The organism is Flavobacterium faecale, from assembly GCF_003076455.1.
GTDB lineage: Bacteria > Bacteroidota > Bacteroidia > Flavobacteriales > Flavobacteriaceae > Flavobacterium > Flavobacterium faecale.
The window spans coordinates 1,366,594-1,378,884 of record NZ_CP020918.1 but is presented as its reverse complement, the minus strand read 5'-3'; the positions used below and the strand labels follow the sequence as shown (position 1 = coordinate 1,378,884).

11 protein-coding genes are annotated in these 12,291 nt (G+C 35.7%); 4 read left to right on the top strand and 7 right to left on the bottom strand.

Going from position 1 to position 12,291, the window contains the following annotated elements:
* Positions 1-103 precede the first annotated feature (103 nt).
* Positions 104-3,403, bottom strand: coding sequence for a leucine--tRNA ligase (locus FFWV33_RS06055; protein WP_108740079.1), 3,300 nt, complete (start codon positions 3,401-3,403; stop codon positions 104-106).
* Between the two features lie 160 nt (positions 3,404-3,563).
* Here FFWV33_RS06055 and FFWV33_RS06050 point away from each other — a divergent pair, with 160 nt between their 5' ends.
* From FFWV33_RS06050 to truB, 4 genes are read left to right on the top strand one after another with little or no spacing between them, the layout of a single operon-like run.
* Complete coding sequence (locus FFWV33_RS06050; protein WP_108740078.1) at positions 3,564-4,439, top strand: cell division protein FtsX; 876 nt, start codon at positions 3,564-3,566, stop codon at positions 4,437-4,439.
* Between the two features lie 52 nt (positions 4,440-4,491).
* Positions 4,492-4,728, top strand: coding sequence for a DUF3098 domain-containing protein (locus FFWV33_RS06045; RefSeq protein WP_108740077.1), 237 nt, complete (start codon positions 4,492-4,494; stop codon positions 4,726-4,728).
* 35 nt (positions 4,729-4,763) lie between these two features.
* Positions 4,764-5,582, top strand: a complete 819-nt coding sequence (locus FFWV33_RS06040; protein WP_108740076.1) for an undecaprenyl-diphosphate phosphatase — start codon at positions 4,764-4,766, stop codon at positions 5,580-5,582.
* Entirely contained in the window at positions 5,582-6,286 is a 705-nt protein-coding gene (gene truB, locus FFWV33_RS06035) for a tRNA pseudouridine(55) synthase TruB (RefSeq protein WP_108740075.1), read from the top strand. The genes FFWV33_RS06040 and truB overlap by 1 nt, the downstream gene beginning before the upstream one ends.
* 319 nt (positions 6,287-6,605) lie before the next feature.
* Here truB and FFWV33_RS06030 read toward each other — a convergent pair whose 3' ends face one another.
* From FFWV33_RS06030 to FFWV33_RS06005, 6 genes are all read right to left on the bottom strand, one after another.
* Complete coding sequence (locus tag FFWV33_RS06030) at positions 6,606-7,211, bottom strand: thioredoxin family protein (protein ID WP_108740074.1); 606 nt, start codon at positions 7,209-7,211, stop codon at positions 6,606-6,608.
* A 203-nt stretch (positions 7,212-7,414) separates the two neighbouring features.
* The gene (locus tag FFWV33_RS06025; protein WP_108740073.1) at positions 7,415-8,020 is read right to left on the bottom strand and encodes an outer membrane beta-barrel protein; all 606 of its coding nucleotides are present in this window, start codon (positions 8,018-8,020) and stop codon (positions 7,415-7,417) included.
* 90 nt (positions 8,021-8,110) lie between these two features.
* Positions 8,111-8,764, bottom strand: a complete 654-nt coding sequence (locus tag FFWV33_RS06020) for a hypothetical protein (RefSeq protein WP_108740072.1) — start codon at positions 8,762-8,764, stop codon at positions 8,111-8,113.
* Positions 8,765-8,918: 154 nt separating this feature from the next.
* The gene (locus FFWV33_RS06015; RefSeq protein WP_108740071.1) at positions 8,919-9,968 is read right to left on the bottom strand and encodes an NAD(P)-dependent alcohol dehydrogenase; all 1,050 of its coding nucleotides are present in this window, start codon (positions 9,966-9,968) and stop codon (positions 8,919-8,921) included.
* 271 nt (positions 9,969-10,239) lie between these two features.
* A complete protein-coding gene (locus FFWV33_RS06010; RefSeq protein WP_108740070.1) occupies positions 10,240-11,097 on the bottom strand; it encodes an alpha/beta fold hydrolase in 858 nt (285 codons plus the stop codon).
* Positions 11,098-11,320: 223 nt separating this feature from the next.
* Positions 11,321-12,052: a hypothetical protein gene (locus tag FFWV33_RS06005; protein ID WP_245891677.1), complete on the bottom strand. Its 732-nt coding sequence runs from the start codon at positions 12,050-12,052 to the stop codon at positions 11,321-11,323.
* Positions 12,053-12,291: the final 239 nt, after the last annotated feature.

The following is a 12,291-nucleotide window of genomic DNA, read 5'->3' as shown; positions in this document are numbered from 1 at the left end:
GATCAAATTTAAGAGTCGATTTCGAACAAAAAAAAATCCAAACCGTTTATAGTATTACCTAAAACGCTTTGGATTTTAATCTAAAATATTTGTTTTAACTTTATTATCCCACTAGGTTAATGATTTTCCCTGGAACAATAATTATTTTATTTGGCGTTTTTCCATCCAATTGTTTGATAGTTCTTTCGTCTGCCAATACGATTTCTTGAATTTGATCTTTGGTTAAATCCAAAGGCAAAGTCAATGTAAAACGCATTTTTCCGTTGAAAGAGACCGGATATTCTTTTTCTGACTCTACTAAGTGTTTTTCTTCGAATACCGGAAAAGGAACCGTAGCAATCGAACCTTTATTCCCTAGTAATGACCATAATTCTTCAGCAATGTGCGGTGCATAAGGCGAAATTACGATAGCCAATGGCTCAAGTATTGCACGAGAATGACATTTTTGAGTCGACAATTCATTTACACAAATCATAAATTGTGAAACGGAAGTATTGAAAGAGAAATTTTCAATATCATCTGCCACTTTTTTGATGGTTTTGTGTAGTGTTTTAAGATTGTCTTTGGTTGGCTCTTCATCAGTCACGACCATTGTATCTTCTTCATAATACAAACGCCATAACTTTTTCAGGAAACCAAAAACACCTGATATACCAGCTGTATTCCAAGGTTTGGCTTGTTCCAATGGTCCTAAAAACATTTCGTACAAACGTAAAGTATCTGCTCCGTATTCAGTACAAATATCATCTGGCGTTACTACATTGTATTTCGACTTAGACATTTTTTCGACTTCGCGACCTACTATGTATTTACCGTTTTCATCTAAGATAAATTCGGCATCTTTATATTCTTCCCTCCAAGCTTTAAATTTTTCAACATCTAATTCATCAGATGAATTAACCATTGAAACATCAACGTGAATTGGCTGCACATTTTGTCCATCAATTTTGTTCTTTGAAACAAATGAATTTGTTCCTTCCAAACGATACACAAAAGCACTTGTCCCCAAAATCATTCCCTGATTAATCAATTTCTTGAATGGTTCTTCGGTTGGTGCGTATCCTTTGTCTTTTAAGAATTTGTTCCAGAAACGCGAGTACAATAAGTGACCCGTTGCGTGTTCGCTACCACCAATGTATAAATCTACCGATTCCCAATACGCCAGCGCTTCTTTGCTTGCAAATTCGTTTTCGTTATGCGCATCCATGTAACGCATCCAGTAGAATGAACTACCCGCCCATCCTGGCATCGTATTCAATTCCAAAGGAAAAATTGTTGTATTATCAACCAAGTCAGTATTAACTACTTTATTGATAGTAGTATCCCAAGCCCAAACAGCTGCGTTACCTAATGGTGGCAATCCGTCTTCGGTTGGCAAATATTTCTCTACTTCAGGTAAAATGATTGGTAAATACTGTGCATCAATCATTTGCGGCAAACCATTAACGTAATATACCGGAAACGGCTCTCCCCAATATCTCTGACGAGAAAAAACAGCGTCACGCAAACGATAATTTATTTTCCCGAAACCTTGATTTAGTTTTTCTAAAGCTTCAATTGCTTTTTTGGTTCCTTCTTTATATCCTAATCCATTCAAGAAATCGGAATCTACTAATTGAAATCCGTCTTTCGAACCAAAGGCTGCTTCAGAAATATCTTTATCGAAAATATTTTTAATCAAAGGCATTCCTTCTTGACCTTTAAAGAAATTAGCAAAAGCATAATCACGCTCATCACCACAAGGAACCGCCATTACAGCACCAGTACCATATCCAGCCAATACATAATCCCCAATCCAAACCGGAATCGGATCTTTGGAAAAAGGATGTTCTGCATACGCACCAGTAAACACACCCGAAATTGTTTTTACATCGGCCATACGTTCTCTCTCAGAACGTTTAGCTGTTTTCTCCACATAAGCAGCTACTGCTTCTTTTTGAGCTTCAGTAGTAATCTGTGCTACCAATTCGTGCTCTGGCGCTAAGGTCATGAACGTCACTCCAAAAATAGTATCAGGACGTGTTGTGAAGACTGTAATCCCCCTAACCCCCGAAGGGGGAACTCCAATAGAAGCGTCAGTAGAAACAGCTATATTGTCTAATTCTATTGTTATTGTATCGAGAACACCCGGCAGATTTCTAAGTATTTCTTCGTTTTTAAAACGAATTACTTTAAATCCTTTTTCGTTAAGAACCTTGGTTCTTTCCTCATCTGCTTCTACTTGGCTATCGTGAATACTTCCATCAACTTCTATCACTAATTTTTTTGACAAACAAACAAAGTCTACAATATAATCTGCAATTAAGTGCTGTTGTCTAAATTTATAATCTAATGCTTTTGATTTTAAACTCAACCATAATGTCTTTTCGGCTTCGGTTGGATTATTTCTCATTTCTTTTGCTTTTTCCAACAGTAAATGAGAATTATTTCCACCTGTCATATAACCCAAAGTATTTTCAGACCCCAAGTTCTCTTCCCCTTCGGGGAAGGATAGGATGGGGAACTTAACCATCGCACCAACACTTTTTCCAATCCAATTGCGCTGACTTTCTTTGATGCTTTCGCTCCAGTCTATTGTATTTAATCCTTGCAACAAGCGCTCTGCATAGGCAGATATACGCATGCTCCATTGTGTCATTTTTTTTCGAACTACAGGATAACCGCCGCGTTCAGATACGCCGTTGATAATTTCATCATTGGCCAAAACAGTTCCTAATCCTGGGCACCAGTTCACTTCGGTCTCTGCCAAATAGGTCATTCGATATTGCAAAAGAATCTTTTCTTGCTTCTCTTTCGCGAAAGCGTTCCATTCAGCAGCTGTAAAAACCACAATATGATCATCGCAAACCGCATCCACATTTGCATTTCCTTCTGATGAAAAATGAGTGATTAGGGTCGAAATATCCTCTGCTTTATCACTATTTTTATTGTACCATGAATTGAATAACTGAATGAATATCCATTGCGAATGTTTGTAATAATCAGGATTGGAAGTACGAACCTCTCGATCCCAGTCAAATGAAAACCCAATAGCATCCAATTGTTTTCTATATCCTGCGATTTTATTACCCTCTTTATCAAAACCACCATCGATGTTTACTCTCGTAGTATCTTCTGGACGTTGACCTGTTTGAATGGCATATTGCTCTGCTGGCAATCCAAAACTGTCATACCCCATTGGGTGCAACACATTAAAACCTTGGTGACGTTTGAACCTAGCATACACATCTGATGCAATATACCCTAACGGATGCCCAACATGCAGTCCTGCTCCAGATGGGTAAGGAAACATGTCTAAAACATAATGTTTGGGCTTGCTTGAGGTGTTTAAGGCAGCAAAAGTTTTATTGTCTGCCCAGTATTTTTGCCATTTGGCTTCAATTTCGTTCGGATTGTATTTCATCACAGTGAGTTTCTAAGGTACAAAGACACTACGTATCTAGGTTTTGCTAAATTATAAAGCAGCAAATTTACGTTTATTGTACGAAAGTCAAAACTTTGAACGTTATTAACTTCAAATAAAGAAATACTTTATTATTTTTACGCCATAATTAAAAAACACTATGAGTTCTTCATTTGATAAGTTTCAGAAACGCAGGCTAATTTCGTCCTATTTTTCAGTTGTCCTAAGTATTTTTTTGGTTTTGTTTCTATTGGGAACATTAGGCCTTTTCATCATCAATTCTCAAAAATTGGCTGATGATTTTAAAGAAAAAATCGCGATGACTGTATTTTTCAAAAACGAAGCTACAGATGCCGAATTAAAAACATTTGGCGATGAATTGAAAAAGGCGCCTTTTGCAAAATCATCTTTATATGTCACTAAGGACGAGGCAGCAAAGCAGCATACCGATATTATTGGTGAGGATTTCTTGACCTTTTTGGGCGAAAACCCGTTGCAAAACTCGTACGACATCCATTTTAGAGCGGCTTATGTAGAGCGTGATAGTATTGCTAAAATCGAAAAACAACTTCGTGAAAACGAAAACATATCTGATATTGTTTATGACAAGCAACTTGTAAACCTTGTGAATGACAACATCAAAAAAGTAAGTATGTGGATTTTGATCATTAGCTGCTTTTTGACTTTTATCGCCGTTTTGTTGATTAACAGTTCTTTGCGTTTATCGATATATTCGAACAGATTTATCATCAAAACCATGCAAATGGTTGGTGCTACAAAATCGTTTATTCGTAAACCATTTGTAATGCGCAGTGTAAGACTCGGAATTTTGGGCGCAACACTTGCTATTATTGGCTTGATGATTATGCTTTTTTATGTAGAAACAAATTTTCCTGAACTTGAAATATTAGCCAACAAAACCTTAATCGGTCTTGTATTTGCGGCCGTAATGGGTGTGGGGATATTGATCACTTGGATAAGTACACATTTTGCTACACAACGTTTCTTGAACCTAAGAACAGACGATTTATATTAATTTAGTTAGACCTTATTGAAGGTTTCATAATTAAGTAAGTAAAAAAAATATCATGAAAGAGAACACACAAGAATTTTTATTCGAAAGTATCAACTACAAAATACTATTAATTGGTTTGGCTGTGATTGCAGTAGGCTTTATATTAATGTCTGGTGGTGGTAGTGATGACCCAACGGTTTTTAATGAAGAAATTTTTAACTTCAGAAGAATACGTTTGGCACCAACTACGGTTTTGATTGGTTTTGGAATTACCATTTATTCGATACTAAAAACCAACAAGAAAGCATAACGCTAGACGATAATTCAATACTTTAAAAAATTTTAATGAATACAATACAAGCCATTATCATTGCGATAATAGAAGGACTTACAGAATATTTACCAATCTCTTCCACTGCCCATATGGGATTTACAGCTTCATTGCTAGGAATGGAAGAAAGTGATTTTTTAAAGATGTTTCAGGTTTCTATTCAGTTTGGAGCCATCTTATCAGTAGTCGTATTGTATTGGAAGAAATTTTTTGACTTTAAAGATTTACACATCTACATAAAATTAACCGCTGCTGTAATTCCGGCATTGGTATTAGGGTATCTTTTTGATGATGCCATTGAGGCGGTATTGGGCAATCAAATCGCTATATCCACTGTATTAGTCTTAGGAGGTGTGGTCCTTTTGTTTGTTGACAATTGGTTCAAAAACCCAGTAATACTTGAAGAAAAAGACATTACGATTAAAACGGCGGTAACCATTGGTTTTTGGCAATGTCTTGCCATGATGCCAGGAACATCCCGTTCTGCAGCCTCAATCATTGGAGGTATGACGCAAGGTTTAAGCAGAAGAGCAGCAGCTGAATTCTCTTTTTTCTTGGCGGTTCCTACCATGTTGGCAGTGACTGTTTATTCTGTGTTTGTGAAAACATGGGGAAAAGGTACTGCGACCGAAATGAAGGGTTACGAAATGATTATGCAAGATGACAATCACATTCAGTTATTTGTTTTAGGAAACGTAATTGCCTTCGTAGTTGCATTAATTGCAGTGAAGACCTTTATAACGGTATTGACTAAATATGGTTTTAAATTCTGGGGTTGGTATAGAATTATCATTGGGATTGGTCTTTTAATCTACTTTTATACTGCTAAATAATGATTGCATTAACTACCGAAGATTACCTCAACGGACAAGTTTTATTGATTGACAAACCATTGACATGGAGCTCATTTCAGGCAGTGAATAAATTGAAATATGCTTTAATCAACAAAGCAGGACTTCCAAAAAAATTTAAGATTGGTCATGCAGGAACATTAGATCCTTTGGCTACAGGCTTATTGATAGTATGTACGGGTAAATTCACCAAAAGAATTTCGGAGATACAAGGACAAGCCAAAGAATATACAGGTACGTTTTTTATAGGCGCTACCACTCCATCCTACGACTTAGAAACGGAAGTGGACCAAGAATACCCAAAAGCGCATATTGACGAAGCATTAATTCACGAGACTGTTAAGCGATTTTTGGGCGAAATAGATCAAGTACCACCAATTTACTCTGCAATCAAAAAAGATGGCGTTCGCTTATACGAACATGCACGCGCGGGTGAAACGGTAGAAATTGCCTCTAGAAAAACCGTGATTCATGAATTTGAAATCACACGAATTGCACTACCTGAAATTGATTTTAGAGTTGTTTGCAGCAAAGGAACGTACATTCGCTCTCTTGCGTATGATTTTGGAAAAGCAATGCAATCTGGATCGCATTTGACTGCTTTGCGAAGAACGAAGATTGGCGATTACAACGTAATTAATGCCATTGACCCTACCTTTTTTGAAGAAAATTTAGAAAAAGCCTAACCACTATAAATGGAAAAACACAGCGTAAATATAAATTTACCTGTGTTTACCATTGTATTCTTTTAAAGCTATTTAATCGATCAAATTCTATTGAAAGATTAATAATGGGTCATATGCTCGTTTCCAAATAATAGACGAGTAAAGAAATCATACATTTTTTCGAATAAATTTTTCATGACGTTTGTATTTAATAGTTTGACAATGACTAAACACACATAAAAAGTAAATAAGAACTGGTAGACTTGCTTGGGAATCACTAAGTTACGAAATGTTTTTAGATAAAAAATAAAAACGTATTAATTTTTTTGAATATTTTAACTTATTCAAATTCAAGCATAGTTGTTACTATTTCGTTTTGAATAGCAAAGCCTTTATCGTGCAAATACCAAAGCTGTAAATTGGTTTTGGCGGTTTCATCTAATGTTCCATGTTCTTTTTTATATTCCTGAATTAAAGCTGATGCTCCCTCAGGTCGTGGACCCCAATGTACCAAAACATCGGTGGTATGTTGATCGATGATAATCACTTTCGGAATACTTTTTCCGCCATTGGTCAAAAACAATTTCATTAACTCTTCGTTTTCATCACGTAGTACTACTTTCATTTCAACTTTCCCCTCTGAAGCGATAGCCAATTTATCTAATACAGGCAAAATTTGAGCCGCATCACCGCACCAACCCTCAGACAATACCAACCAAATATATTCTTTTTTAAGATGCTTCATTTTAGCTTCAAAGTCAGGATCTAGTTTAATGGTTTTATCCAAACGATTCATTCGAGTATCGTTTAGCTTGCTGTAATTGGTAAGCTCCTCAGACTGCTCAGCACCGGTAGATTTATTGTCTACTAGCAAATCTGAAACTAGTTTGCGGTATTCTGCATAAGAGTGACTATTAAATAATGCTTTCGCTATAACTGTTTTCATGTGTATTTAAATTTTGAATTTTAGTAAATTTAGAATAAAAAAAAGGTTCTATAGGTGACAAAAATCACAAAATATCCACAATTTTGATTTTGACGTTAGTAACATAAATCTCTTTATTTTGTTTGCTTTACATGTACTTTTTATAATTAAGCCCTACAGCAGCAAGTTTAAAAAACTACAAGACCATCGTGGATTATTAGGTCCTATTGGAATGCGAATTCTATTTTGACGCCCAAATTTACTTGAAACCTTGTAGCATGATCATAAAAAGAAACCCACTCAGGCGCAGTGTTTACATCATATTGAGCGCTTACATATTCAATCCCGGCGAAGGTTGAAAATGTTTTATCCAACCGATAGGATGCCTTTGTACCCAACTTAAAAGCAGTACCAGTTTGATGACCAAACTTTCTGGATGCTGATTTGAATTTCAATTTCGCCGATCCAAGTCCTAGATACGGTTCTATTTGCCACTTTTTAGACAAGTTCAATTCATATCCAAGCGTACCCATATATGAATGGTAGCGGCTGCTGTTGTAATTCCCCGCACGTGCTACATCTGTGACCCTGTAGTATATAAAATCATACCCAAAACCTAGCTTGAAATTTTTGGCTTGAACAAAATTGTATTGAAACCCCAATCCCAAATCAGGTTTATTGGCTTCGGCTAGGTAGGTGTTTCCAAAATCATTCGGGATGCTTGCATAAAAATTAAATTCGGGATCAAAATTAAAGATAGCCGTTTCCTTTTTGGTCTGCCCAAACGAACACTGCACCATAAATGCAACTAGCAGGATAATTTTTTTCATATTTAGTTCTTTTTATAGCTGAATTGTAGCACGACTTGTATTATTCGAACCTTCAAAATGTGATTCAATGATATGCTCGATTACATATAATCAATAGCTTAGCGTATACACTACAGCATCAGCCTTAACCGGAATGCTTACCACAAAATTTGTTTCTTGACCTGCATTCGAATAATCTACAACCGTATATTTTAGCACCACATTCTGATTTTTTATAATCGAATAATAAGTCTGAAAATAAATACTATCGTCGACTTGGGGAGTTAAATAAAGATAGGGAGTAGCAAATATGCCTTCGACAACTACATTTTTCAGTTGCTTACTGGGTGCTAATTGTTTTAAAACTAAAGAAAGAGAGGTAATAGAACTTTTGAAATATAAAGTTGTAGCTTTTAAATCAAGCTTGTAATTCGAAAAATTGCTTTGCTTGGCTATTATTGTCTTTTGTTGCAATTGACTATCATCTGAATTCAGTTCGATATCAAAACTATACTCTCCTTTTGGTGCAGGAAAAATTAGGGTATAAATCCCTTGATCGTCTGTAAACCCGTAGGATATTTGATCGTAATTAGAAAAAAATCCACCACCATTTCCAACAGTTACTCCCACCTTTTGATGTACTACTGCTTTACCCAGTTCGTCCTGAATTTTTCCTGTGACTACCAATTTGGTCTCACCATCATATTGAATCTGGCAACCATTTAACAACGTCAATAAACTTAATAAGAGTAGTGCCTTTTTCATCGTATAGTTGTATTTGCTTTAAAAATACAACTAAATTATAAAATCTACTTCATGCGAATTTTAAATTTAGATCAACAAAAAACCCCAAAAGAATTTAATAAAACTCTTTTGGGGTTTATAACTATAACCTTTTTGTAAAAGGCTAAAAAACTGTTTATGCTTTTAATGAAGCCATGTCAATTACAAAACGATATTTAACGTCGCTTTTGTTCATACGGTCATAGGCTTTATTGATGTAATCCATATTGATTAATTCAACATCTGCAGTAATATTGTGTTCGGCACAATAATCCAACATTTCTTGAGTTTCTGCAATTCCACCAATTAAACTTCCCATGATACTTCTTCTTTTCATAACCAAAGTAGCAGCAGGAATAATTGCTGGTGAATTAGGAATCCCAACAATAATCATTGTTCCGTTGGTATTTAATAAATTCAAATAAGCATTGTAATCGTGCTCCGCCGAAACAGTATTTAAAATTACATCAAACTTGTTAGCTAGTGAAGCCATAACCTCATCATCAGAAGTAAGTGCAAAATGGTGAGCACCCAATTTTTTAGCATCAGCTTCCTTAGATGCCGAATGACTCAACATTGTTACTTCTGCTCCAAATGAAGCTGCAAATTTTACTGCCATATGACCTAAACCACCAAGACCCAAAACCCCAACTTTATGACCTTTACCCACTTTTAAACGACGTAGAGGCGAGTAAGTAGTGATACCTGCGCACAATAATGGCGCTACACCAGACAACTCAAGTTTGTCTGAAACATGTAAAGTAAACTCTTCGTCAACAGTGATACTAGTGGCGTACCCTCCGTAATGTGGAATATTTGTTCCTCTTTCATAGCTATTGTATGTTCCCACCATACCTTCGTCACATAGTTGCTCGTCACCTGCTTGACAGCTTGGACATGTTCTGCATGAATCTACAAAACAACCTACACCTGCAAGTTCACCAACTTTAAATTTTGATACTGCACTACCAACGGCAGTGACTCTACCCACTATTTCGTGTCCTGGTACCAATGGGTAAATCGCAGGTCCCCAATCACCTTTTGCAGTGTGTATATCAGAGTGGCAAACACCACTGTAAAGAATCTCTATTTGTACTTGCTTCTCACCAATTTCTTTTCTTTCAAATTCGAAAGGCTTCAAAGGCGTCTCTGCGTCGTATGCCGCGTAAGCTTTTATTGCTGTCATAATAATGTGTTGTTTTAGAAATTCAAAATTACGCAACGGCTAAAGGATAATTGTTAAGAATTATATAAATCAAACCTTCAACAGTTGTTAAAAGTTGCGGATTCCACAACAGAGATTGTGGAGTCTCTCTAACTATTTGAACCACATACTACTACTATAAGTTAAGAACCAAAGCATTTTATTCGAATTAATTTTCGATAAAAAAAGCAGCCTATCAACAGAAAATCTAGGAATAAAACCTCTTTCAAATAGGACTAACTATTGCAATATTTTATTTTAGTTTAAGTAAATCATTTCGAATACGTTCATAGTAGGTCCATGGAATAAAATGATTGGCGTCTTTGATCGAAATGGTATCCATCGATTTTGCATTGATAAATTCCTTTTGCATGTAAGCCATGTTTTCATAAGGCACTAAGGGATCTTTTGTACCATGAATAATGGTGACTTTTGCTGTAATTCTAGGAAGCTCGGGTGCAAGTGTTTTCAAATCCTCTTTTAACCACCACAATTCATCGTTTGAAGGACGTAAAGCTCCTGGCACCAAATACTTTAATGGGAAAGCCATGAAAATTTTACGCCACTTTTCGGGTTTTTCAACTTTTGGATCTAATGCTCCAGACAAAATAACAAGATTATCATACGCCTCTGGATCTAAAGTTGCCAATTTTACTACCACCGGCCCACCCATTGAGTGTCCCACCAAAGAAATAGGTTGCCCATTGTTTAGTTGTTTAATAAAAATGGATAACCATTGCGCTTGCACCTGCAGATTTTGAGCAGATCGGTAATCACTATACCCAAAACCTGGTCGGTCAACGGCAATCATTCGGTATTTATGAGTCAATAAGGTATCGACCATATAGTCTTTGTAAGCATCCCAACTGCCTGGCGAACCATGCACAAAGAACAAAGTAGGATTTTGAGACTGCCCAGTTTGTATATAATGTATATCGTGATCAGGATATATTAGAGTAGAATCTACATACGTCACTTTGTGCGTATCAAAAAAAGTTTTCGTTTCCTTCTTACTCATGCGCATGGTCATGCACGACTGACAAAATAAAACATAAGCACCAACTACACTGTAAACTAAGTATCGTTTTTTAAAGACAGAAAACCACTTCATTCTTTTTTTTTAATAAAAATAAGACTTACCAAATGATTATGGTCTTAACTTGTCGTTAAAAATAAGAAGAATTTTGTGTCCTAGCACCTCTTGCACTTAAACCATATAATATTAAAAAATGTAATTGTATTTGTTGAAACTCATGGGCGTAGGTTCGCCAAAACACTAAGGTACAATAACGATAACCAATAAATTACTTTTGTAGTTTTTTAAACCCTCCTACTTAATTAGTGGTTTCCACTTTGCTTAGCTTATTGTATTTTGCAGCGAGATTAACCATTAAAAATTTGATCAAGGTGTTGTTTTTGGATTTTACAGCTGAAACTAATTCGGAATCTTCTACGCAATAAAACTGAAAACCCTTGATATAATCTAGCGGTATTTTTAATTTATTGATATAATAATCATCTTCAAAAAGATAAATCAAACGGTTAAAAGCAGTTTCCTTGGACTCCACAATAATTTCTTTTTTCAGCATTGCTTTTCGTCCCGAAATGGTATTTAGCAACCCATCAATTCCTCCCCCAGATGTTGCTGTATACAATTTTCTCTCCGCTGCTGTATATTTTTTTTGATTCGCAGGAATGATACCAAGACTTTCGGCACTAATAGCTGATTCTTGAATCACAACCTCATCAAGCGGAAAGGTTTTGAGATTGGCAAAAACATCAATAAAACCAGATACGATATCTTGCTTGGTTATTTTCTTATTAACTGTTATGATATTTACAGCAGTAAAAACCAGTAAATCACCAACTTTTGCAGTAATAGTAAACTGCCCCAACTCATTTGACGAAGTCGTCGCCTTGGTCGTTTCGTTTATTACATTAACCTCGTTAACAAAGTCATTAACTGTTTTAATTGTACCACGCAATTGTACATTCGAACCTTCTTGCGAAAATGCGGTTTGGAAAAGCAATAATAAAAAGAGTCCAATAATAGTACTTTTTTTCACATGTATGATTTATTTATGATCTAATGGGGTAACAGAGATAAACTACACCTGTGCAGTTTAGAGATTTGTTTCCTCAAGGAACAAATATATCACTTTAGGAAATACCAAATTGAAAATGAGCACCCTACTCTATACATTATATGACCATAAAAAAAAGTTGCAATAGAAACTATTACAACTTTACTTTTTTGTCGTTTTACATGTATGTATGCTGCGGGTAGCTAAAGCCTTCTCACTTT